The following is a 24,183-nucleotide window of genomic DNA, read 5'->3' as shown; positions in this document are numbered from 1 at the left end:
GGAGAGGCAAAGCCTTGACGTGGCAATCTCATGAAGTAGTACAAAATTCCTGAGATTGCCACGTCAAGGCTTTGCCTCTCCTCGCAATGACGGATATCCCCCTCTTAATTCTGCTCTTTTTGCATAAAAAACGATCTTATAATATATAAAACAAATATTGTAATAAACCAATATATTAATACACGACCTGCGGTTAATAGATTAAATTCACCGTCATATATTTGAATAAATAGTAAATATGCACAAGCAATTAAAATAAACGGTACGATAATAAATACTAAAGGACATCTAAAAGGTCTTTGAGCATCAGGTAGCGTTACCCTAAATAATACCACTATTATTGTAACGGTTATATAATCAATAAGAGCTCCCATTGAAGTTAATTGCGTTAATAATTCCGTAGAACAAAATCCTCCAAGGATAGCGGCTAAAGAAGCAAATATTATAATCGTAATATACGGACTATCATATTTTGGGTGCAGCTTTGCAAAACTTTTCGGTAGTAAACCGTCACGTGCAATAGCATAAAAAATACGAGAAGTACCGTAAATATTCATCATCAACACCGTCATCATACCGCAAACTGCTCCGGTTGCAACAATAGCAGAGCCGATCTTGCTATTATTGATAGTTAAAGCATAAGCAAGCGGTTGATCGTTATTTAACTGATCAAAAGGTGCAATACCGGTAACAAGCCCTGCCATTGTTACATAAACTATAGTAGTTAGAACAAGTGAGCCAATAATACCGATCATTATATCGCGTTTTGGATTTTTACACTCCTCAGCTGCGGTTGCAATCGTTCCAAAACCCGTAAAAGCTAAGAATAAAATAGACGCACCTACTAAAACATTACTAAAACCGAAAGGCATAAAATTACTCCAGTTAGTAGCATCAAAATGAGGGGCAGCAGCGAGTATAAATACAAATATTGCAGTCATTTTTATGAAAACTAAAATTGCATTTAGTCTCTTACTATCTTTAGTACCTAAATATAAAATAAATCCAATAAATCCCGAGATTAAAAATGCCGGTAAATTTATTATACCGCCGTTTGTCGGTACAGTAGTTAATTCTTTCGGTAAATTGATTCCACCTGCTGCTAGTATTCCTTGTACGTAGCCCGACCAGCCTGCAGCTACTATTCCTGCAGCAAAACCAAGTTCTAATATTATAACACTACCGATCATCCAAGCAAATACTTCGCCAAACGCTACATAGGAATAAGTGTAAATACTTCCTGATGTCGGAAGCATTGCAGCAAGTTCAGTATAAACAAGCGCTACAAAGATACAGGTAATACCTGCAATCGCATAAGATAACATTACTGCAGGTCCTGAATATTTAGCAGCAATTATACCGGTAACGACGAATACGCCTGTGCCGATCATCGCACCAAGACCCAGTAATATTAAATCGAATGCTCCAAGTGTCTTGCTAAAACCGCTTGAACTGCCTATCTCTTTTACTGATTCAAAACTTTTCTTCCTTAAAAAACTCATTAGTTTCTCCTGTTTTAGTGAGCTTATTTTTTGTGAATTGTCTCTCATTGCGAGCGACTAAAAGGAGCGTGGCAATCTCATGAGGTCTAACTAGAGTGCCACGTCGCTTCCCTCCTCGTAATGACACAATTACCTTATCTCTCTAGTAATCCATCCGCCGCCAAGTACTCTTGCACCGGCATAAATAACGCATGCTTGCCCAGGGGCAACGGCTTTTTCTTTGCATAAAAATTTTACTTTCATTTTATCATCACCGAGTTTACTTATTTCAGCTAGACGCGGCGGTCTTGTCGAGCGAATTTTAACTGCTACTTCTAACTTTTCGTTATCTTTAATCTCATCTGCAAGCCAATTCACATCTCTAATGATAAATTCCTGCACGTTTAATGCGGACTCCGGTCCTACATATACTATATTGTCCTTAGGATCAATCTTTACTACATATAAAGGCTCATTATAAGCTATACCAAGACCACGACGTTGCCCTATGGTGTAGTTAATTATACCGCTATGCTCTCCTAACTCAAACCCGTTTACATGAATAATTTTACCGCTTTCACTACTATTTGGACGTATTTTATTTATTACGCTCTTATAATTTCCGTCAGGTATGAAACAAATATCTTGGCTGTCGGGCTTATCCGCTACCTCAAGCCCAAATTTACTAGCAAGCTTTCGTGTTTCACCCTTAGTAAGCCCTCCTAGAGGGAAACGTAAATATTCTAATTGCTCTTTAGTTGTCGTAAATAAAAAATAACTTTGATCTTTTGCTGGATCAAGCCCTGTATGTAATTCCGCTCCATTATCACCGTTTATTTTTCGTACGTAATGACCGGTAGCAAGCTTATCTGCTCCAAGCTCTCTAGCCGTTTTAATTAGATCCCTGAACTTTACCGATTTATTACATTGCACACATGGAAGCGGTGTTTCACCTTGTAAATAGCTATCGACGAAATTATCTATTACCGACTCTTTAAATTTGCTCTCATAATCAAGTACGTAATGGGGAATACCTAGCTTATTTGCTACCATTTTAGCATCGTAAATATCCTGACCGGCACAACAGGCATTTTTCTTCCCTACTGCCATACCGTGATCATATAGCTGCAAGGTAATACCTATAACATTATGTCCTTGTTCATTCAGCATTGCGGCAACCGCCGAACTATCAACCCCGCCTGACATTGCGACAACTATAGTAGACTGCTTAGCCCCTAAATTAATCATACCAACCTTAAACAAACAATAAATTATACTAAATTTATAATTAAATTACAACACTATCTTTTAATATATTAAAATGCTATAATTGGCGTTGTCTAATAATTATCGATTTCGTCATTGCAAGCAGCCGTAGGCTGCGTGGCAATCTCATGAAATAATAACAAACTCCTGAGATTGCTTCGTCAATACTTCGTATTTCCTCGCAATAACGCTTTACTAATCCACCTGGGAATGACAAAATGCTTCAAATAATGCAAAAATTATATGTTATTTAAAATATTATACAAAACAGTTATTACATTAGCTCTAATTTATTTCATACTGATTATTTTAGAATATGCACGTCAAGGTTTTCTTAATGACTTATCGTTACAAAAAGTAGATTTATCTATTCAGAATTCCATAAAAGAACCAATTTATTTAGTTTCTTATGCCGACGGTCTGGAGTATGTTTATCGTAATCAAAATGCAACCACTCATTATGCAATTAATAAAGGTATAGACTTCATATTTAACTATAAGAAAAAGCACATAAATCAAGCGTTTATAGAAAAAAACCAAGAAATTTTTAATGCACCTGCAGGAGCGGGGTTATGGCTATGGAAGCCTTATATTATACTTGAAACAATGAAAAATGCACCAGAAGGAGCTATTATAGTATATTTAGATTCAGCATTTGTTATTAAAAAGCATATCAGTAATTTAACAAATCTTTTAGGCGATAATGATATATTACTGGTACATGATCGCAATCGTAAAAACGGTAGTTTTGTTAAAGGCGAAACTTTTGCTTTAATGGATTGCCTTACAGACGAATGCAGAAATGACGATCACATTTGGAGTGCCGTTATTATTGTGCGTAATACCAAGCTTTCTCGTTCTTTCATTGAAAAATGGCTAAAAAGTTGTGAAGATATTAGAATTCTTTCAGGTAAAAATTATAATATCCATCCTAACTACGATGAATATAAATGGCATCATTCCGATCAATCGGTACTGAGCCTTATATATCATAAAAATCCACAATCGGTTAAAGTAATAGAATATGAAGAAACAACACCTTCTTTATCTTGGTTCCACCGTAAATATTCAAATAGCTCACCGTTAAAACCTTGGTATAGCATATACGGTATAGATCCTATAATTAATTTTAATACTAACGGCAAAGTTTTACCTGCTACCTCTCTTATAAATACTCCGACGATTGTTAGACTTCGTAAATGGGTTATCGAGTATATTCAATGAGCCGGTGTTGTTGCATAATTCCAAAGCCGTCATTACGAGCGAACGTAGAGAGCGTGGCAATCTCATGAAATAATAACAAACTCCTGAGATTGCTTCGTCAATTACTTACGTAATTTCCTCGCAATGACGACATCTCTCGTACTTTAAAAAAACTATAAGATAAAGTAAGTACTTTAATGTCTTGCATTTCAGGGTCAAGCTCAAAATCCTTATCTATATAAAATGTAACCGGCATTAAGACTCTTTCGCCGGCTTTTAATAATTGTTCTTCAAAACAAAAACAATGAATTTTTACGAAATATTTTCCTGCTTTATTTGGAGTAACATTATATACGGAAGTACCTATTATATCGTTATCGCTTAGATTCTCCGTTTCATAGAACACTAGAGTATTCTGCCCCGGAACAATTTGCACTCTTTGCTGCCTTGGAATAAACCGCCAAGGTAAATCTTTATCAACATTAGCATCAAACTCGATAATTATAGGTTTAGTGCCTTTTACCTTAGAATATACACTCACCGTTTCTTTTGCAGTAGTGCCGCCATATCCTGTAACTTTACAAAATAAATTATAGATAGGTACGGAAGCAAAACTGAGTAACACCATACTAATTATTAATCCCAGCAAGGAAAAAGCTAAATTTTTATTGGATTTTTTAGACATTATTTGATTTTATTTAAAAATATTCTAGAAAAAGTTTATTTTAGATCATATATGTGTTAGTATAAAAGTGTTAGTATAAAAAAATAGTTTTTAAGGTTAGTATGACTAATAATATTAATGCATTAGCAATTTCTAGCGAATCAGGATTTTATAGCTACTTACAGAAAATCAATAAAATTCCTTCACTTACGCAAGAAGAAGAATTGTTATTAGCAAAATCCTATTTAGAAGGGAATGATTTACAAGCTGCACATAAATTAGTAACAAGCCATCTTAAACTTGTTGCAAAAATTGCAAGCGGCTATAGGACTTACGGTCTTCCTATTACCGAATTGGTTTCAGAAGGTAATATAGGTTTAATGCAGGCAGTAAAAAAATTCAATCCCGAACTTGGTTTTCGCCTATCAACATATGCGATGTGGTGGATTAAAGCAGCCATACAAGAATATATATTAAAATCTTGGTCATTAGTAAAGATGGGAACAACGACCGCACAAAAAAAATTATTTTTTAGTCTTAATAAAGTTAAGCATAAAATTACTAATTTATACTCAAGGGCTATTACTACCGATGATTTTGTACAAATAGCAGATGAGCTAGGCGTTTCGGTTAATGAAGTTTCTGAAATGAATACTAGAATTTCAGGTCCTGATTTATCGTTAAATAACTCTATAAATAATGACGATGCAGAATCCGGAGAATTAATAGAACTATTACCGGAAACACGCCCTACTCCTGAAGCTATGGCTATTAATAAGCAAAATTCTACCAGTAAAAGGCAGTTACTATCAAATGCTATGAAGATTTTAAATGACAGGGAACTGCGTATTTTAACAGAGCGTAAATTAACGGATACTCCTAAAACTCTAGATATTCTAAGCAATGAGTATAATATTTCTAAGGAACGTATTAGACAAATAGAAAATACGGCTTTTGAAAAAATAAAGAAGTTTATTTTAAACCATAGTAGAGAAGTAGCTTAAGCCTTATTGGACTGTCATCCCGTGGCTTGACCACAGGATCCAAAAACAACTAATAGTACTTTTACTGGATACCGCGATTAAGTCACGGTATGACAACGGAAAAACGATCCACCCAACAATGCTTCCGTAGAAATGACATTAGTTCAGTACACCTGACCATTCTGGATCAGAAGCATCTGCCGGTGTCATAATTTCTCTTTCATTATGACCTGTTAGATCAATTGCAAAAATTTTGTTTTTTCCTGGAGCTTTAGCGCTCGACGGCCAACCTTTAGCAAACATAATAACTCGTCCGTTAGGCGACCAACAAGGACTTTCGACTAAATATCCGCTTGTTATTATCCTTTCACTATTCTTATTATCTTGAGGACATGCTTTCATAATTCCGATATTAAAAGTTTTTCCTCCGTCTCCTTTAGTAATCTTAGTAAATGCTATATAGTCTCCTCTAGGCGACCAGCTAGGAGCTGCGTAAGAACCACCGCCAAAACTAATACGCTGAACGTCACTTCCGTCTGAATTCATGATATATAATTGAGGCACACCGTTTCTATCGGAATTATATACAATTTTTGTACCGTCCGGTGAATAGCTAGGAGAGGTATTAATACCGAATCCGTCAGTCAATTTATGAAGCCGTTTAGTAGCAAGGTCGATTTCATAAATATGCGTCGAGCCGTTTTTAGCTATCGACATTACAGCTTTTCTACCGTCTGGTGAGAATCTAGGAGCAAAAGATATACCGGGAAAATCACCTACTACACTTTCTTTGCCTGTTTTTAAATCTTTTTCATAAACAAGTACTCTTCTTTTAGTAGCATATGAAACATAAAAAATCTTATCCGCCGAACGAGCAAATCTTGGGGTTAAGACTAGTGACTTTCCATTGGTAAGGTATTTATTATTAGCACCGTCATAATCCATCAAAGCAATTCTTTTTATTTTCGGTAAAGAGCTGCTTTCTGATACATACACTATTTTAGTGTCAAAATAACCTGCATCACCGGTAATTTTTTCATAAATTTTATCGGCAATTTTATGTGCTGCTCTTCTCCATAGATTTTTCGGTACTTCAAGAATTTCACCGACGAGCTGTTTTTCAAGCAACGTATCCCATAATATAAAGCTAATTTGAAATTTACCGCTTTCTAGTTTTTTAACTTCACCGTTTACTAAAAGACTAGCATTAATTTGACGCCATGCAGCAAAAAGCGGTTTATATTCTATTCCTGTCTTCTCTTCTATAAAAGAGGCAGCAGAAATAGGACGGAATAACCCCGAAAGCTTTAAATCATTAGAGATAACTTTAACCATATCGTGACCTAATACATCAGCGGCAGAATTATCGGCATAAAATTTATTGACCGCTATAGGTGTTGGGTCAGCTCGCCCATGCTCAATGTTTATTGTTTCAAGTGCATAGCTGGTAACGCTAAATAATAGTGATAGTATAAAATATATAATATTTCTCACTTAAAATACTCCTTTTTATCAAATTCCGTTATGGTTGTTGTATGTCATTCCTGCTTTCGCAGGAATGACATACATTACCCAAAAATCTTCATCAGTTCTTCCCATTCTCTCTTAGTCATATCACTAGTTTCATGGGTAACTTTTTCACCGTTTATCATTCTTTTAATTACATCCAAACCTTTACGTGAAATGTTTGCTCCCTGCAAACGATATTCTTCAAAAGCTTCGTAAACAAAAGGAACCCAAGCTTTGACTATCTCAAGCATCTTTTCAGCATAAACTCTAATTTCATATTGAGCGTGAGGGTCGGCTCGCAATCTTAAAAAATGAAGTAAATTATGTAAATTAATCTTCCAATACCATTCCGTATAATAATTTAAAGTTAAATTCATACGAGCAAGCTCTCTTGCTATCCCTGTGGCGTTCTCATCTATAATATTACCCTCTTCATCGGCATTCATCAGTTCTTTATAATGCCCGTAGCACTGTCTAGCATCTTCCTCTAAAATTGCAAGGACCTTTTCAGCCACTTCTTTCGGTAAGCTATCCCCTTCCCTACATTGTTTATTTACAGCAGATTGGGAAGCAATATTTGCCGGTTCAGGTAGATAAAATTCATTACCTAAAATAGAATACCTTGCCGAATATTCGTTAACGCTAGCTGTTCTATGCCTAATCCATTGCCTTGCAATAAATATCGGTAGTTTAATATGGAACTTGATATCACACATCTCAAAAGGAGTGGTATGATAATGACGAAGCAAGTAGTTTATCAGCCCTTTATCTTGGTTTAATTGCTTCGTACCCTTACCGTAAGACACACGAGCTGCTTGTACTATAGCACTATCATCCCCCATATAGTCGATAACTCTAATAAAGCCGTAATCTAACACTTTTATAGGCTCATATAAGATTTCTTCAAGTGCCGGGACTGTTACTCTTTTTGTGGTGTTATGCATTCTATTTATCCTTTATGTTTTTCTTTAAATTAACCTTTCCGATGTCATTACTGCGTTGTTGCATGGCTCGTTTTATGTCATTCCTGCGAAAGCGGGAATGACATAAAGTTATGGCAAATAACTATATAAATTCTTACCGTTTCTTTTTAGCCATAATTTTGCCGGTTGGTATTCGGGATATATATACTCAACTAGCTCCCAAAAATTTTTACTATGGTTCATTTCTTTTAAATGTGCCATCTCGTGAGCTACTAAATATTTCAGTACTTCAAAGGGGGCAAAAACTACCCGCCAATTAAAAACAAGATTCCCTTTGCTACAACAACTCCCCCAACGGCTAACATTTTCCATTATTCTAATATTGGAATAAGTCAAATTATGTTTTTTAGATATATTCTCTACTATTATTTTTATTTCTGCTAATAATTTCTTTTTAAGGAATACTTCTATACTAAGTTTTTTTAGTACCTGACTAGAACAATACACTTCTAACGTAGAATCATTTAATTGTATCTGATTTTGAGACGAATCAATATGTATTATTTCATAAGATTTACCCAAAATAGAAATCTTATCTTCATCTTTTGGTATCGCAGTTACATTACGACGTAATTTTTGCCTAACCCAATATTCTTGACTTAACAAAAAATTATGACCTTTTTCGGCTCTTACCTTAAGAGGTAATACAAGCTCTGCACCTTTAGACGTAATGCGGATGGCTATATTTTTAGCTTTGCTACTCCTTCTTACTATAACATTTTGAGGTTCACCATATTTGGTAAGAGTAATAACATCTTCCATTTAAAATTCTATATACTTATTAGGATCAACTGCTATTTTATTTTTACGCATAGCAAAATATAATTTATGTTCTACATGTCCGATAACACTATTTCTAGCAATTTTATCACCTTTTTTCAGTAATAAATCATCTAAACTCGCATATGCTACTTCTAGATCGTCTTTATCTAATTTAACTATTACTAAATTACCGAATTGCTTATTATAACCTGAATATATTACCGTTCCTGCAGCTATCGATTTAACTTCACTATATTCTTTAGCTACAATATCTATCCCTTTACTTTTACCGGCTTTAAACTCGGTAATAATTACCCCATTTAACGGTTTTACAAAGTTTAATTGTTCTATCGATTCTTCATCTTCGTCTTCATTCCGCGACATAGGAATCTCAATATCATCATTATCATCTTCTATAATTTTTGCCTTTGGCTCTTCAAGTCTACCGCTAACTTTTTCTGACGCGGGATTGTCTTCCATCGTTCTTTGAACTATCATACCCTCATCGTGATCTAGTGCGGTAGAATTATTATTTGCAGTAACATCTCCTACTTTATACTCAATTGGAGCCGGTGGCTGATCAACACAAGCAACTAAACAAAAACATATAACGATACTAAGTACAACAGGATATTTCATATATTTAACAAAACTATTATTTACATTAGAAAACAAATCTTACATAGTATATAATTTTTATCATTATTTTCCATCAAAAAATTAACTATGAAAACTTATAATATTGTCATAGCTAGTGATCATTCAGGTTATGAGCTTAAGTCTGAAATTATCAATTATTTAGAGCAGAAATCTCTAAAGATTTATGACTGCGGAACAAATAATACACAAACTGTTGATTATCCTGATTATGCTAAGAAAGTAGTAGATATTATTATTGAAAAATCAGCACCTATCGGTATTTTAATTAGTGATACGGGGATTGGTATGTCTATAGCTGCGAATCGTAGCTCGGAAATAAGAGCCGCTTTGTGCAACAATATATTCACTGCCGAAAATGCTAAAGCTCATAATGACGCTAATATCTTGATACTCGGAGCAAAAACCATAGACCCAAAAATAGTGTTTGATATTATAGATAAGTTTTTAACTACCCAATTTGAAGGCGGCAGACATAGCACCCGCCTATCAAAGATAAAATAGTTGTATAAACTGTTAAACATTGTTATTATCCGTCATTGCGAGGAGAGGCAAAGCCTCGACGTGGCAATCTCAGGCATTTTGCACTATTTCATAAGATTGCTACGCTCCTTGCAGTCGCTCACAATGACGATTCGGTATCCATGCAATAAAGCCAAACTACAATATAAATTATGCTGCTTAATATGAATCTTCAAGAGTTGAAACAAAAATATAATTACGATGTTGCAACGAAAATGATGCAGCAATATCTAGACATTAAATTTGCTCATTTAGATTGTTTACTACTCTTTAGAATGGGTGATTTTTATGAAATGTTCTATGAAGATGCAATTCTAGCAAGCAATGTACTTGGCATTGCTTTAACAAAGCGCGGCAAAAACGGCGAAGAAGAAATTGCGATGTGCGGGGTACCTTATCATGCCCTTGAGAATTATTTAACTAAGTTAATTGAAGAAAATTATAAGGTTGCTATTTGTGATCAACTAGAAACACCTGAAGAAGCAAAGAATAGAGGCGGTTATAAAGCGGTAGTTACTAGGGATGTTACACGTATTATAACTCCGGGAACTATAATTGAAGAAAATTTAATTGCTTCAGCCGAACCTAATTATTTAGCAAGTCTCGTAATACCGAAAAATAAAGAAACAGCTAGCCTTTGTTATGTTGATCTTTCTACTTCCGAAATTGTTGTAGTTAATGTACCGGAAACGGAAATTCTTAATGAGCTGGCTCGTTTAAAACCTCGTGAAATTCTGCTTAGCGAAAATCTGAGATCTTCTAATCTTGCGGATAGTATTTTCAAACAATTAAATTTTCGTATTACCTATCAAGTTGATAGTTTTTTTGCGATTAATAAATGCAAAAAAATCATTTTAGATTTTTATAAAATGAAAGATATTAAAGGAATCGGCGAGATATCTAGTAGTCAAATTTGTGCCATAGGTAGCGTTTTAGAATATTTATCGTTAACGCAAAAACAAAATATTCCTCATTTGCCAATCCCTAGAATTATCAATTTTCATAGCTATATGACTATTGATTTCTCTACTAGACGCAACCTTGAAATTGTCACAAACTCACAAGGCGACTCGCAAGGAAGTTTATTAAGCACCCTTAATCATACGGTTACTAAACAAGGTGGACGTTTACTATATAATTTTCTTTCAAGTCCTTTAACCAACATTGCTAAAATAAATCATCGTTTAAATATTACCGAGTTCTTTTATTCCAACTTAGAAATAGTAAAAAAAATTAGAGAACTTCTAAAAAAAACTAGTGATATAGAACGCTGCTTAACACGTATTACGATGAACAGAAGTTCAGGTCGTGATTTACTTAGCATTAAATATACTTTAGAAACGGCAACGATTATTAAAGAAGTATTCTTTGACGCTTACGGTTTTAATTTACCTGATTTTATCGAAAAAATTATTAAACCTCTATCAGGTGATGCAGAATTATATAATTTAATAGACGAAACAATACGAGAAGATGCACCGAATAATTTAAATGACGGAGGTATAATAAAACATGAATATCATCCGAAAGTAGCCCAATTACATGATTTAATTAATAACGGAAAATTATATATTGAAAAGCTAAAAGATCAATATCGCAAAGAAACGGGAATAGACAGTTTAAAAATATCTCATAATAATGTTATAGGGCTTTTTATCGATATCACCGCTAAAAATGTTAATAAAATCCTTGATCCCAAATTTATTCACCGTCAAACAACGGTTAATCATGTTCGTTACACTACTGCTGAACTACAAAAGCTTGAAAGTGAGTTAGTCAATGCTAAAACCTTAGTAATAAGCTTAGAAAAAGAATTATATGCGGATATTTGTAGCCAAGTAATCGAAAAAGCTTCCTATTTACGAATGCTTGCAAGCTCCTTAAGCGGGCTTGACGTATTTTGTAATTTTGCTTACATCGCTGATGAATATGATTATGTTAAGCCTGAGTTTACCGATGATTTAAGCTTTGATATCGTTAAAGGACGGCATCCTGTAGTAGAGAAAGCACTACAGCGAGAAAGCAAAAGCTTTGTATATAATGATTGTCATTTATCAGAGCTTGAGCGTATTTGGTTAATTACCGGTCCTAATATGGCAGGTAAAAGTACTTTTTTACGTCAAAACGCCATTATTGCAATCATTGCTCAAATAGGCTCGTTCGTGCCGGCAAAAAGTGCTAAAATAGGGGTAGTCGACAAAATATTTAGCCGAATAGGTGCTGCCGATGACTTAATTAAGGGACAATCGACCTTTATGGCAGAGATGCTTGAAACCTCGGCAATCCTTGCTCAATCTACAAAAAACTCACTAATCATACTTGATGAGGTAGGTAGAGGCACATCCACTTATGACGGGGTATCTATAGCATGGTCGGTGCTTGAATATATTCATGATAAGCTGAAATGTCGCTGTTTATTTGCAACGCACTATCATGAGCTAACCGTTATGAGTAATTTTCTGCCGGCTTTGCAAAATTATACTATTGCTATTGAGGAGTCAGGTAAAGATATTCTATTTTTACATAATATTATATCAGGTGCTGCCGATAGGTCCTACGGTCTTCATGTTGCAGCTCTTGCCGGTCTTCCTGAGAGTGTTATAAACAGAGCTGAGCAGATTCTGCTTAAATTTGAAAAAACTTCTACAGGTAAAGGAAAAAATATTTTATCAACGGAATCAAATAATTTGAGTTTGTTTTATCTTGAACCTAATAAAACTACTATAAGCAGCAAATTAGATAAAAAATTCAGCACTATCGATCCTGATAAACTATCCCCTAAAGAAGCACTTGAGTTAATTTATGAGTTAAAGAAGTTGGTTTGATGCGAGTTTAGCAGTGCCTGCGTGGATCAGTTTTTTCATCATTGCAAGGAAAAACTGCAAGTTTTGACAAAGCAATCTCAGGATTTTGTTATTATTTCATGAGATTACCACGCAGCCTACTGCTGCTTGCAATGACAATCTAGTATCTATGCAACCTTGCCTCCCTTTCCAACCAATATTTACTACAGGCAAAAAAATTAGGATTAGCGAAACTTTCTTTACCGTAAGTAATTTCTTGTCCATGCGTATCTAAAATATTACCACCGCCGGCTTTAATTAAAGCATGACCTGCCGCTATGTCCCATTCCATAGTTTGACCGAATTTTGGATATATATCAGCTGCTCCTTCAGCAATTAAGCATAGTTTCATTGAACTGCCTATTGCATTTATTTGACCGAATGAATACTTACTTAAAAATTCTTTAGTAGCTTTATTTGAATTATAAAAACCTATTACCGCATGAAGCTCTTCATGTTTAGGTTCATTATTAACAAATATTTCTTTAGAATTCTGTTCGATTTTTAACCGACCGTTTACATCAGTATAATATAGCTTTGCTGTTTCAGGGTGATATATCAAGCCGATGGTTGGAAAACCGTTTTCAATAAGCCCTATATTGACCGTATATGTACTTTTACCGTTTACATAGCTCCATGTCCCATCAATAGGATCGATTAACCAAAAAGTATCACTGCTGAATATAGGTAGCGGCTGCTCTTCACATACTATAGCTATTTGAGAGGTTAAGGTTTGTAGAGTTTGATAAATTATTTTACTAATTTCCTTATCGGCATTAGTGACTACTGACCCATCTGATTTAATATCAGTCAACATTCCTGCCTTTTTTATATCTAGTGCAATCTTGCCGGTATTAATAATTAAATCTTTTAAAGCATTAATTAAATTGTCATTCATAATTATTTATTTAACATCTTTGCAGCTGTATCATCTTCTAACCACTGACCGGTATTTAAAAACGTAGATTGCTGCAACTCAGCGATTTGATGATCAGGTGACCCCGGTAACATTTGCCACCCCAAATATTCAATTCCATAATATCCTATATCAACCATACTTAAATAAGAGTCCATATTTTCTAAATCTTTTTTATTATTTGCAAAAATTACTATTTTTTTAGGTTGTTTCGGTATAATTTTTAAGAACTCTATAAGAGCTTTTACTCTATTTATATTACCGGTAAATATTATACCTAAATAAAAAATAGGGGATTCAGCATCGCTTGGATTAAATCTAAATACATCTTTATCATTCACTTTATTAGTAAAATTAATATTGAGTCCGTAAAGTAAGGTATATAACCATCCTTCATAATTTTCAATTAAATTACATGGGGCCGTTATTTCCTGAAGACCTAAAACCGTTGCACCTTGCTGTTTCATCTTATTAATTAAATCTACCCATTTAGATTCAACAAGCATCATCTGACGCTGCACTATCAATTTTGCAATAGTTTTATTAACTGATGCGTTATCCGCTGCAAGACTATATAAATATTTAGTAAAATTTATATAAGAATTATCCTGATATCGAAATAATTTGGATTTCGGTGTTATGATAGTATTATCTATATTTATAAGTACCAGCGTATCTGCATCTATCTTCGGTAATAAGTTTTTCATTGTTACTGAATCTACGGAGTAAGTAGGAATAATTTGACCGTAGCCCGCATACGAAATAGCTAAGCAAAGTAAACTCAATAAAACTTTATTTATTCGTGTCATAAGGATTTTTACCTTTTGCATTATTATTCTTTAAAGGTGGATTATTTCTTTTTAGCTTATTTATTTGAGATATTAAATCATTAATCAGTTTAGTATAATATGCAACATCTTTATTTTTCTGAGTATTTTTATTATTATAATGATAACCAATAAATAATATATTAGAACTATAACTACTAAGTTGCAATTCCATTGAGCTTAGTAATTCTAAGCTACTACTAATCATTATAAAGCATTTCGGTATAAAATTCACTTGAATAAGGAAATTGAGTATCATTTCCGCTTCTGATATATTATTACTCGTCAATATACCCTTATAAAATACCGGATAAGTATTAGCAAAACTGTCGAAATTATTAAAAATAATATAATTATTGTTTGGAAAACTATTTGAAAAATCAATATCAAAATTTTTCTTTAAATAATCGGCAAACCATATCTCAAATTTAGGAATATTATTAAAATTACCGGTAAACCCATCATTTACTGCTATTATGGGGATTTTACTATTACTCATTTCATTTACAAAATTTGGAAAATCAGATTCTTGTAATTCTTTCTTATAACTATCATTAGTTAAAACCAATTGCTTTATATAAATAGCTTTTGAATTTTTATTAATATTAAGTAAAAGAGGAGTTAGTGTAAGATAAATGTCTTTATCAAGCTGTGTAACGATAGGCACTAAAGACTTAAACAAAAAATCATCTAGAACCGTTACTACTAATAAATCCTGAGGTACATAATTTTTATTATAATTTTCTTTAAAATCTTGTTTTATTTTATTTAAACTATCCACTTCTATAATTTCTGCACGAGCTATAGAAGCAATAAATAATATTAGAATAAATATATATTTTTTAAACATTTATGATTTCCATTTTTTTAAAGGCAGCATATCACCCTGTGATTTTCTATGTAATTCCTGCGAAAGCGGGAATCCAGAAAAAATAACCTTAATAATTGGTACATGTTTGACAAAATAAACATATAAAAGCTTGTTTTTTTATATGTTTTCCTAGATTCCCGCTTTCGCAGGAATTACATATATTAGTGTTATCACATCATACTGCTAATATCAATCCATATTAAATTATAATATGGTAAATATGTTTGGAAGTTTTTTTAGTTCGCTTGGCGGTACTGTTAGAAATGCATTTGGCGGCGGCATATTTTCAAGCGTGGGAAGATTTGTCGGCAAAATGCTTGGTGAGTATTTAGATCAACTAAATCACGAACCGATAGAATATGACAATATTAAAAATTTCAAAGAAAGTTTTAAATATGTAACAGTTAATTACGGTGAACCTATACCGCTAATTTTCGGTACTGCAAGAGTTAACAGACAAATAATTTCAAATCAAAATAAGCAACTAAATTGTTATGTGCTATAACCAGTTCCGTAACAAGAGCCGGTAGTAAGTAAATCTCTTTAGGGTACAAGTCTAGAGCTGATAAAATATAACTATTACCGCATAATAATTTGCTTGCAATTAGCTCACTAACAAAATCCGCTCCGGCTTTTTTGGGATTCGGTTTTTTTAGTAAATAATGCACCGGATAGTCTAAATATTACTGCTCCGGTTTTACTTTTAAGCACTTTCCACGGAACATGTCCCGCCGATTGTGCAATTAAATTAATACATCTATATACTATAACATTTTCGCGATAAGCTTCTATGTCGACTCTGATTAAATTACCATATGCAATGTCGTTTAGTTCAATAAAATTTTGTGATTTGGTAGTACTATTCTTCCAAAACTTTTTCCAATAATTTTTTATCATATATCCTAATATATTTATTGTTTTCAGGATTATATAATGATTTGGGAGGTAGACTAAGAGAGCTTAATTAAGATGTTCATGTTCGTTAATGTAATTAAAATTATTTCTTTACAAATAGAAAGATATACTATTTATTATAAAACATATTACCATGAAATATAGCAACTTGATAGGATATAAAACATGTCTTTACCATCTGAATATTATTCACAATGACCCATAACAGCTTTGAATAAGCTAATAAAATTTTATAAAAACTAAAAAATATGACGAAATAAAATCAATTTTAGCCTCTAAGAACAGCTATAATTTGTTAGGGTTACATCATGCCATTACGTCATTTGATCTAGAAGCATATACACTTATTCTTTCTTATGCTAACCCTAGCCACTTTACTTCTGCTGAATACGATAGATATATACATAACATCGATGATACATCTATGCTTGATGTAGCAGCATTTATAAATTTTGATACTATACAATATAGAGATACAAAAAGCAGCATGTTGCAAGAGTTGATTAAGTTTAAGAAGAGAACGATTGAGTAGCACAATAACAATGCAATTAGTGAATTTAAAATAGAAGGATTTGAATTAAAAAATTAGCTAGTTATTTAAGTTTTCAAGAGTTTAAAAGCTTTATTGAATATAATAAAATTGAGATAAATATTGAAGAACTTAATATTGCAAAATTTAAAATAGAAAAATTATCACCGATTGCATATAGCGAAAACTCTGATATTACTATTTTAATGACAAGGACTTACAATGTAAGCGATTTAAATGACAATATAATTCTTCATAACTATACAAAGCTTTTGCAATAGGGGCCTACAAATAAGTTATTAGCCTATAATAGCAGCGGTTAATATTAAAGTGCAAGATAGCCTAAAAATAATATTTGATAATAAATCATTTTCTCATTACGATTGAGACAATAACCTAATATGTATAGGCGCAGAAAAATTAAATTTAGAATCAATAATAGCACATAAATTTGGACATTATGCAATAGAGAAAACTTTGTACAATGCAAGTATCCCACTAAATAATAGTTTTCAAATTTTAAAAACAGATTTCGTAAAAAATGTACCATATCAAAATGATGATAAAATATTTTTGCCTAAAAATTTTGACAGCTTAAAGCGTTTAATTAATAGTTCATATTAATATAGTAGAGCGGCAAAACCAATACTTGATTTAACGGCACATTTAATATTTAACACCAGAGGAAAAAAATGAAATTAGTAGTAAATATAACAATAGTAAAGCATTGATTAAATATTTAAAAAACGAGACTATATTACCTATATTTTACTTTAATAATTATAGACCGGAACAGATACAAGAGCATTAGAGGAAGTTATAAAAACTAATTCTCATACCCATATTATGTGACCAATTTAATTATTAATTTACTAAAATTACTTTGTGTAAAAGAACAGGATTATTATGAATAATTTGCAACTGATCAAAAAGTTCAATTGCAATGTATATTAACCAAGATTCTACCACAAATAATAAAAGATAAAGATCTTACTAGCGAGCAAGTTTACTACTTAGAAAGAATTGGAAATCTTATACACAGAGAATCAGATGATAGCGCTGCAGAATTCATAGTTAGGTATCTAGAAATTAGTATAGATAATTTATTGCATCCCATCGAAGACTTACTTATTATTAATGCAATGCAACTTTTGGTAGATTTTTGGGCGGAACACATAGTTCCTAAAATGGAATCTACTATTATAGGATGTACAAAGGAATATAATTGTGACACATTTGATGGAGCGTAATTAATTTAGCTATTGTTGTGTGGCGCTTTTTATGTCATACCTACGCAAGCAGGAATCCAGTACTTTAAAGCTTTTTAAAGATTTTACTTTAAAAGTGAAACAATATAATAAAAAAATCTTTGCAATCAAGATTTTTTTAACCTGTATCCCTGCTTTCGCAGGTATGACATCATTGGCTTTTCGAAAACTATCCAGCACTATAACAAAAAAACCCTAATCACTAAAATTATACCTAATATTTTTTCTAGCAGAACTTATATCTTTTAAACGTTCACAAACCTTTTCAAAGACTTGTTTAGGCAAGATATTTGAAGCATTAATTTGTAAAAATTTATCGTCTTTTAATTTAATCGAAAAAGAAGGCTCTTGAAATTCTGGCCCATCAATTTCTCTAGCAATTTTTATATAATAACCGATTATATGACTGTTGTAATAATCACTTTTACTAATCATTTTCTTAGCTATTTTATTAATATGCATGTCAGTTTTAGCAGTATAAGTAACCGTAAGGGCAATACCTAGCATAAGACGCTGTCTATGACTAAAAGGAATGTCTGAAGATAATATAAATTCCGAAACAAAATTTGCTCTAAGCGTTTTATCAATATTTTTATTATATTGTGCTAGCATTATAGCGAGTTCAATAATAATAAGAGTCGTGGCATCGGCATTAATTAAAAGATATTGTACTGCTTCAATATATTTTTCAATTTTACATATATTTCTATCAAATTTTACTAATCTCTTCACCCTCTCATAAATAATATCTTTTTCTGTTTCATGAGACGGCAACGAGTCAAATCTTACTCCTTCTTTTAAACCGTAATTTGAGATAATAATTTTTTCCGGTGAAAATACCTTAATCATTGCTTTTATTACTAAAACTGCATTATAATTTATGACTTTCTGCTCGTAATAACTCAGTTTTAATTTATCGATTTGCGATAATTTCTCTAAATATAACTCAAACTCTACACGATTTATTTCAAAATTATGTAAATTTTTAAGGGGATAATTTATAGACTCCATGTATATACGGCTCATTAGACGTAATGCACCGCCAATTAAATATAAATTAGGATAATGTGCAGCTCCAAATTCTTCCTCTAGCATTTTAGTAATCAGCCCGACATCACCAAAATTGCTACTAACAATAATTTTTGTACCAAGCGGCAATGATTTTAATTTACCGACTTTTTTATTTCCAATCTGTGCAAGCTCAAGACTTCCACCTCCAAGATCAGCTACAATACCGAAAGCATCACTAATACCGGAGATTAATCCGGCAGCAGTTAAATAAGCTTCACGTTCACCTGAGATAATTTCAATATCAATATTGAATCTCTTTTTAATTATAGCTTTGAATTCATCTGCTTTAGGATGCCCCCTAAGTATAGCTGTTGCAACACATCGAATATTAGTAACAGACAGTTTGGTAAAAATATGAATAAGATATTGTAGAGATAAATATGTTTGATGTTTTACGTCTAAATTATCTAAATTAAGTAAATTTGTAAGATAATTTCTAAATTTATAATTAAAAATTTCCGGCGCTCCAAGCTCATCACTTTCATAAACTACAGCTCTTAAAGCATTTGAACCGATATCAATAATAGCTGAACGCATTTTACTCATTATTTTCCGGAACAGTTATTGTTTCGGTCTCTTCCGAAGCCTCATTATTATTTGCCCTAGGGTCAAAAGGTACTTGAGTAGGTACAAAAGTCGGCGGTAATAATCTACTAGTAAAAAACTTATCTTCATAATACTTAATTTTACGCGATTTTATAGGCGGAAAGGATTCTATTAAAACAATTTGCTCATCTCTCGGTAACTGTATTACTTCTTGAGGTAAAAGTAAAGCTCTTTGAACCTGAGAAACGTTTTGGGTTCTAGTAGCAATATTAAGATCAAAAAATAAAGGTTTACTAAATGATCTTTGTTCTACCGTCTTATTACCGACAAGCTGCGATATTAAATTTGCCGTTTCATAGTTATTAGCGGCAAAAGTAATACGATATGTTGCATTAGATAAGAAAGAATTCATCCCGGCATCTTCATATGTTCCTTTTAACTGCTGTGTATCTTGGATAATTAAAAATAAACGAACTCTATAACCTCTAAAATAAGCTATACCGGCTTTAAAAGTATCCATCTTCCCGAGCGTCGGGAACTCGTCAAGTAAGAACATTACTCCATACGGCTCTTCCTTTAAATCCGGCATTTTGCGGCTTAAAAATTCTGTCGCCTGCTGATAAAACACCTGCATTAATTTTTGTAAACGCTGTATATTATCGGGTGTTAACCCTACATATACGGTTGTTTTGACTTTTTTAAATTCTTGTATATTGAAATCAGAAGATGCTGTAGCTGAATCAATAAGTGGATTTGCCCATAATTCAAGCGATGAGTTCATTGTAGATATTACGCCGGAACGCTCTTTATCGGCTTTTTGCAAAAATGCAGCAATATTCATATATGCAACAGGATGTATTACACCACCAAGCGTATCGAGTACGACCGCTAGATTATAAACTACGTCGTCACTCCTCATAGTACGCACTACTTCACCGAAAGATTTAGTTTTAGTAGGATCGGCTATTAAATATAGAGTTACGCCTAAAAATAAGCTTCGTGCCTCATTATTCCAAAAATCCTTTTCCGGCATTATAAGATTTGAAATTTTTTGAACGTCATCAACCATTTGCCCAGGCTTAGTACTAACCCAATCAATCGGATTATAACAATGAGTAACACCATCAGGATTAGAAGGCTCCCATACAAAAACTTTCTGCCCTTGCTTCTCACGCCAACCACTTGTCAACCCGTGATTTTCAAGTTTTATGTCATGCACTACTACCGAATCACTCCAAAATAACAAGTTAGGTATCACAAACCCTACACCTTTACCTGAACCGGTAGGAGCAAATAATAAAGCATGCTGGAACCCGTCTGCAACAAAATATCCACCGGCATCAACACCGATCAGCATACCTTTCTTAGATCTAAGACCTGCAGCCTCTATATCTGACGGATTAGCCCAGCTTGCATCTCCATATACTTTTTCATCTTGTTTGAAAAATTGTAATGATTTTATTCTTTCAAAATTTTTAATGTAAAATATTATAACAATAATAGCCGGACTGAGAAAAGAGGCAAGTAGCTTCAATTTTAAATAATTATAGTCGGAAATTTTTAACTGCCCCCAAACGTTAATAAGCCAATAAGCCCACTTATAAGCAATATTTATAGCATTTATATTTACACCTAAAGCTCCAACCTCATTAGTAAAAATTGCAACAAATGCACCGCTTATCCAAATGGTACAAAAAATAACAACCGGATGAATTATAGCATGACCGAATATATTTCTAGTAACTTTAAGTATCTTATGCCATTCCATGAATTGATATTCCTAGTTTATGCTTATATATTAGTTTTTGCGTGGAGTAATTTTTACGTCATTGCGCGCAACTAAAAGGAGCGTGGCCTGAGATTGTGCTTAGTCAATTACTTCTTTCCTCGCAATGACGTTTTTAAACCATCCCCTCAGCGTTCTTGTTCTTCTTATAATATACTTCCGAAACATATCTTTTCCCGCCGCTACCGCGTTTTAACTGCACAACGATATCTACAACGGTTAAAATATACTTCTTTACTTCTTCAGGCGGCATACCAAGATCTGCTTGCATAACCATAAGCTTTAACTGCTCAATAGCCATAGCGGGACTATCAGCATGCAGTGTGGATATTGAACCGGGATGACCTGTATTAATAGCACGCAAAAAACTAAAAGCTTCCTTACCTCGAAGCTCACCTACTATAATCCTATCTGGTCTTAAACGCAAACAGGCCTCTATTAAATCTTGAGTAGTAACATTTGCACGCCCCTGTCCTCCTTTGGAAGCCAGCAAATGCACTCTGTTAGGATGACGTGATAGCACAACCTCACGAGCATCTTCTACAGTAATTAATCTTTCTATTGAAGGTATTTCAGTGAGTGCCGCATTAGTAAAAGTAGTTTTACCGGTTGAAGTACCGCCGCTAATTATGATATTTTTCTTTGAAACAACTGCATGTCTAATAAATTCTTTAATCTTTTTTTCAGCTAAGAAATTATTTAAAATTACTGCATCTTCATCTACTAAACTCTCTGTTGCAGTATCATCAAATGCCCCCATTTTAGCATATTCATCTAAAGTTAGATTCATACCGTTAGGCTTTCTTATAGCATAAATGATTTGTCCTATCTCACAAGCAGGAGGAAATACTATTTGAATACGGTAGCCATTCGGCAAAGTTGCCGAAAGAAGCGGTTTTTCTTCTGAAATCATCTGTTCGGTAGATTGAGCGACTAAACTCCCTAATGCAAGTAGATGTTCGCTATCCAGTTCCGGTATTTGCTTAGAATATATATCGCCTTTTTTTTCAACCCATACTTCTCCAGGCTTATTAACCATAATTTCGTTAATACCGTCTTCAGCAAATAAATTTTTAAAAGGAAGTAAAAACGTCTCTAAGGCTGCAAATTCTTCACTCATTTCATTACCTTCGATTTTAATAAAACGGCTTTTGGGAATTTATAATCCTTATTAACGTATATTCTAACCGGCGTACCTTGATTAACCGTTGTCGTCGGCTTAAACTGCTCCTGAGTTATCATATTTTTTACAACATGCGTTACATCCGTAAAAGCTTGAGTAGAAGCTTGTTGTGCTTGCGTCGGAGTTGATGCTATAGAGGTAGTAGTAAGCAAACTTGAAGCTGCCGTATTAACTGCCTGTACTAAGGTTTGAAGTCTCTGCTCAGCAGTATTCGCTGAAGAAGCAGTTTGTGCGGTTGTACATGCTTGAGTCATAGTAGTATAAGCAGTCGAAGTTTTATCAGTAATAGCAGCAAGTATATTAGTACAAATTGTAACTATCCTAGTATTTGCATCCATAGCGGTATTAGACGCAATAGTTTGAGCAGTATTTAACAATTGTTTTGCCGTAGCACTATTGGTAGCCGCTGCCTGAGACGCTATAGGAGGCGGCACTAACTTATCAAGGACTTTAGCAAGCCCTATATTAAAGCCGGATTGTAATACGGCATTTGCAAATTGTTCTTTATATTTATTATCAACTCTTCCTTGTAATCCCGGTCTACCTAAATTATCAACTGCAGGTGAGTCGAATTCTATAGTATAACCGCTCGTTAAATCGATTCTATCCCATATTATAGAAACTCTACCATAACTATTGGACGAAGTTGAGGTTGCATATTTACCGAATATTTTTGACCCTTTCGGTATCAATATCACTTTATCTTTCTCAGAAAATACGTCTCTACTAATAATGGCTCTTATTTCACCGCCGAGCTCACTATTTATTGCCGTCTCAAGGACTGCATCAATTAATTTACCGCGTCCGAGAACCAAAGACATATCACCGCGATCTTTAAAGGTCGTTTCTGCTGTAATCTGTTCCGGTGTTTTTTTAGGCTCTACACCACCAATTAACACTATAGCTGATTTTCTTTTTGCTTCACGACGTTGCTTCTCTGCATCGCTCTCAACTAACGTTCCTGAAGTCGAAGGCAACGAAACCGGCGGCAATGGAAGCGTTTTGTCTTTATTCTCTTCTACAGGAGTAGTAGGAGGTAAGACCGGCGGAACTTTTACTACCGGAGGGAGAGGCGGTGGAGGCGCGGTGGGCGTCTCAAGCTTAGGCGGATCAGGTAACTTTGGAATCTCCGGAATATTATCATCAACCTCCATAACAGGTTTTACAATATTACTCGGTATCTGAGTCTCCGGTATTTCTTCTTTTTCAGTACCGAAAAAAAGAGTATAAAAAATATATATAAAAATACCACAAATTACGACTACTATCGCAATACTCTTATTAAAGCTAACCGCAACTTTTGATAATTCTCTTTGTACTTCAGGAGAATCTGCTCCTGATAAAGCACCGGTATTATGATTGTTATTTTGCTCTTCAGCCATATCTAAATTATATTAG

22 protein-coding genes are annotated in these 24,183 nt (G+C 33.5%); 7 read left to right on the top strand and 15 right to left on the bottom strand.

Translation table 11 applies throughout. The annotated features are described in order from the left end of the window. Positions 1-104 precede the first annotated feature (104 nt). Complete coding sequence (locus BTU51_RS02360; protein WP_012150619.1) at positions 105-1,502, bottom strand: amino acid permease; 1,398 nt, start codon at positions 1,500-1,502, stop codon at positions 105-107. Between the two features lie 129 nt (positions 1,503-1,631). Continuing rightward, positions 1,632-2,729 carry a tRNA 2-thiouridine(34) synthase MnmA gene (gene mnmA / locus BTU51_RS02355; protein WP_012150617.1) on the bottom strand — a complete coding sequence of 366 codons (1,098 nt, stop codon included), beginning with the start codon at positions 2,727-2,729 and terminating at the stop codon, positions 1,632-1,634. 261 nt (positions 2,730-2,990) lie between these two features. Here mnmA and BTU51_RS02350 point away from each other — a divergent pair, with 261 nt between their 5' ends. Further along, the gene (locus tag BTU51_RS02350) at positions 2,991-3,971 is read left to right on the top strand and encodes a hypothetical protein (protein ID WP_012150616.1); all 981 of its coding nucleotides are present in this window, start codon (positions 2,991-2,993) and stop codon (positions 3,969-3,971) included. Positions 3,972-4,068: 97 nt separating this feature from the next. On the opposite strand, the gene BTU51_RS02345 is transcribed toward BTU51_RS02350, so the two are convergent. Continuing rightward, positions 4,069-4,635: a cytochrome c oxidase assembly protein gene (locus BTU51_RS02345; protein WP_004996151.1), complete on the bottom strand. Its 567-nt coding sequence runs from the start codon at positions 4,633-4,635 to the stop codon at positions 4,069-4,071. A 101-nt stretch (positions 4,636-4,736) separates the two neighbouring features. Here BTU51_RS02345 and rpoH point away from each other — a divergent pair, with 101 nt between their 5' ends. Further along, positions 4,737-5,618: an RNA polymerase sigma factor RpoH gene (gene rpoH / locus BTU51_RS02340; RefSeq protein WP_012150615.1), complete on the top strand. Its 882-nt coding sequence runs from the start codon at positions 4,737-4,739 to the stop codon at positions 5,616-5,618. 138 nt (positions 5,619-5,756) lie between these two features. On the opposite strand, the gene tolB is transcribed toward rpoH, so the two are convergent. From tolB to BTU51_RS02320, 4 genes are all read right to left on the bottom strand, one after another. Beyond that, a complete protein-coding gene (gene tolB / locus BTU51_RS02335; RefSeq protein WP_012262306.1) occupies positions 5,757-7,091 on the bottom strand; it encodes a Tol-Pal system beta propeller repeat protein TolB in 1,335 nt (444 codons plus the stop codon). A gap of 74 nt (positions 7,092-7,165) precedes the next feature. Continuing rightward, positions 7,166-8,050: an FAD-dependent thymidylate synthase gene (gene thyX / locus BTU51_RS02330; RefSeq protein WP_004996155.1), complete on the bottom strand. Its 885-nt coding sequence runs from the start codon at positions 8,048-8,050 to the stop codon at positions 7,166-7,168. 108 nt (positions 8,051-8,158) lie between these two features. Further along, complete coding sequence (locus tag BTU51_RS02325; protein ID WP_012150613.1) at positions 8,159-8,851, bottom strand: M48 family metallopeptidase; 693 nt, start codon at positions 8,849-8,851, stop codon at positions 8,159-8,161. After that, the gene (locus BTU51_RS02320) at positions 8,852-9,526 is read right to left on the bottom strand and encodes a murein hydrolase activator EnvC family protein (RefSeq protein WP_012262305.1); all 675 of its coding nucleotides are present in this window, start codon (positions 9,524-9,526) and stop codon (positions 8,852-8,854) included. 51 nt (positions 9,527-9,577) lie between these two features. On the opposite strand from BTU51_RS02320, the gene rpiB reads away from it, so the two are divergent. Both rpiB and mutS read left to right on the top strand, forming a co-directional pair. Beyond that, complete coding sequence (gene rpiB / locus BTU51_RS02315; protein WP_012150611.1) at positions 9,578-10,012, top strand: ribose 5-phosphate isomerase B; 435 nt, start codon at positions 9,578-9,580, stop codon at positions 10,010-10,012. Between the two features lie 182 nt (positions 10,013-10,194). Further along, positions 10,195-12,855, top strand: coding sequence for a DNA mismatch repair protein MutS (gene mutS, locus BTU51_RS02310; RefSeq protein WP_012150610.1), 2,661 nt, complete (start codon positions 10,195-10,197; stop codon positions 12,853-12,855). 139 nt (positions 12,856-12,994) lie between these two features. Here the strand turns inward: mutS and BTU51_RS02300 are convergent, their stop codons facing one another. Genes BTU51_RS02300 through BTU51_RS02290 form a run of 3 tightly spaced genes read right to left on the bottom strand, consistent with a single transcriptional unit; the run spans position 12,995 to position 15,466 of the window. After that, complete coding sequence (locus BTU51_RS02300; RefSeq protein WP_012150609.1) at positions 12,995-13,771, bottom strand: 3'(2'),5'-bisphosphate nucleotidase CysQ family protein; 777 nt, start codon at positions 13,769-13,771, stop codon at positions 12,995-12,997. A 2-nt stretch (positions 13,772-13,773) separates the two neighbouring features. Next, on the bottom strand, positions 13,774-14,619 hold the full coding sequence (locus BTU51_RS02295) for a DUF2608 domain-containing protein (RefSeq protein WP_012150608.1): 846 nt from the start codon (positions 14,617-14,619) through the stop codon (positions 13,774-13,776). Then, positions 14,582-15,466: a DUF2608 domain-containing protein gene (locus tag BTU51_RS02290; RefSeq protein WP_012262301.1), complete on the bottom strand. Its 885-nt coding sequence runs from the start codon at positions 15,464-15,466 to the stop codon at positions 14,582-14,584. Before BTU51_RS02290 ends, BTU51_RS02295 begins: the two co-directional genes overlap by 38 nt. Positions 15,467-15,707: 241 nt before the next feature. Here BTU51_RS02290 and BTU51_RS02285 point away from each other — a divergent pair, with 241 nt between their 5' ends. Next, the gene (locus BTU51_RS02285; protein WP_012150606.1) at positions 15,708-15,992 is read left to right on the top strand and encodes a hypothetical protein; all 285 of its coding nucleotides are present in this window, start codon (positions 15,708-15,710) and stop codon (positions 15,990-15,992) included. 107 nt (positions 15,993-16,099) lie between these two features. On the opposite strand, the gene BTU51_RS02275 is transcribed toward BTU51_RS02285, so the two are convergent. After that, the gene (locus tag BTU51_RS02275) at positions 16,100-16,384 is read right to left on the bottom strand and encodes a hypothetical protein (protein ID WP_012262299.1); all 285 of its coding nucleotides are present in this window, start codon (positions 16,382-16,384) and stop codon (positions 16,100-16,102) included. Positions 16,385-16,694: 310 nt separating this feature from the next. On the opposite strand from BTU51_RS02275, the gene BTU51_RS02270 reads away from it, so the two are divergent. Both BTU51_RS02270 and BTU51_RS09900 read left to right on the top strand, forming a co-directional pair. Further along, positions 16,695-16,934, top strand: a complete 240-nt coding sequence (locus BTU51_RS02270; protein WP_012150605.1) for a hypothetical protein — start codon at positions 16,695-16,697, stop codon at positions 16,932-16,934. A 1,278-nt stretch (positions 16,935-18,212) separates the two neighbouring features. After that, positions 18,213-18,398 carry a hypothetical protein gene (locus BTU51_RS09900; protein ID WP_041472426.1) on the top strand — a complete coding sequence of 62 codons (186 nt, stop codon included), beginning with the start codon at positions 18,213-18,215 and terminating at the stop codon, positions 18,396-18,398. On the opposite strand, the gene BTU51_RS02255 is transcribed toward BTU51_RS09900, so the two are convergent. From BTU51_RS02255 to BTU51_RS02240, 4 genes are all read right to left on the bottom strand, one after another. Beyond that, a complete protein-coding gene (locus BTU51_RS02255) occupies positions 18,395-19,807 on the bottom strand; it encodes a Ppx/GppA phosphatase family protein (protein ID WP_014362315.1) in 1,413 nt (470 codons plus the stop codon). The genes BTU51_RS09900 and BTU51_RS02255 overlap by 4 nt on opposite strands. A 1-nt stretch (position 19,808) precedes the next feature. Then, positions 19,809-21,584, bottom strand: a complete 1,776-nt coding sequence (locus BTU51_RS02250; RefSeq protein ID WP_012150602.1) for a type IV secretory system conjugative DNA transfer family protein — start codon at positions 21,582-21,584, stop codon at positions 19,809-19,811. Between the two features lie 133 nt (positions 21,585-21,717). After that, positions 21,718-22,722 (bottom strand): P-type DNA transfer ATPase VirB11, encoded by a 1,005-nt coding sequence (gene virB11 / locus BTU51_RS02245; RefSeq protein WP_012150601.1) that lies wholly within the window; start codon positions 22,720-22,722, stop codon positions 21,718-21,720. Beyond that, positions 22,719-24,167, bottom strand: a complete 1,449-nt coding sequence (locus tag BTU51_RS02240) for a TraB/TrbI/VirB10 family type IV secretion system protein (RefSeq protein ID WP_012150600.1) — start codon at positions 24,165-24,167, stop codon at positions 22,719-22,721. Before BTU51_RS02240 ends, virB11 begins: the two co-directional genes overlap by 4 nt. Positions 24,168-24,183: the final 16 nt, after the last annotated feature.

The sequence above is a fragment of the Rickettsia rickettsii genome, from assembly GCF_001951015.1.
In the GTDB taxonomy this organism is placed as follows: Bacteria; Pseudomonadota; Alphaproteobacteria; order Rickettsiales; family Rickettsiaceae; genus Rickettsia; species Rickettsia rickettsii.
Note: the sequence above shows the minus strand (reverse complement) of the source record. Positions and strands in the feature narration are given on the sequence as shown.